The sequence below is a fragment of the Aurantimonas sp. E1-2-R+4 genome, assembly GCF_036549515.1.
In the GTDB taxonomy this organism is placed as follows: domain Bacteria; phylum Pseudomonadota; class Alphaproteobacteria; order Rhizobiales; family Rhizobiaceae; genus Aurantimonas; species Aurantimonas coralicida_A.
Window position 1 is genome coordinate 1 of the sequence record NZ_JAZHLK010000170.1, and the last position, 508, is coordinate 508.

At 66.9% G+C, this 508-nt stretch carries 1 protein-coding gene and 1 pseudogene; both read left to right on the top strand.

Features of this window, described 5'->3' with window-relative positions; genetic code table 11:
• Positions 1-180 (top strand): annotated as a pseudogene (locus VQ045_RS21915) (IS21 family transposase); the annotation flags it as partial.
• A gap of 23 nt (positions 181-203) precedes the next feature.
• Positions 204-508 (top strand): ATP-binding protein (locus tag VQ045_RS21920; protein ID WP_331831639.1); only part of this gene is annotated, 305 nt, incomplete at its 3' end.

Sequence of the window (508 nt, forward strand, 5' to 3'; positions counted from 1 at the left end):
ACCGAGGCGATCCGGCTCGGGGCGGTGGGGTTCGACGCCGTCAAGCAAATCGCGCTGGCCCGTGTCGAGCGGCGTCCGCTTCGGCTCGACCTGGCCCGTTATCCCCATCTGCCGAAGATGGATGTCAGGACGACGGCGGCGGCCGACTACGCCGTTCTGGTTCCCGGGAGGGCGGCATGAGCGGCAAGTTCAGTCCCGACAGGATGCCGACGGGGACGACCGGCGGCACGCCGCAGGTCCTGCTCGCGCACCACCTCAAGCAGTTGAAGTTGCCGACGGTGCTGAGGGAATACGACAAGGTCGCCCGCGAGTGCGCCCGCGACGGCGTCGACCATCCCCGATACCTGCTGCGCCTGATCGAGCTGGAGCTGATCGATCGGGAGCGCCGCACGATTGAGCGGCGGATCAAGGCGGCCAGGTTCCCGGCGGTCAAAAGCTTCGACACGTTCGACTTCACTGCGATCCCGAGCCTCAACAAGATGCTCGTTCTCGAACTGGCGCGGTGCGA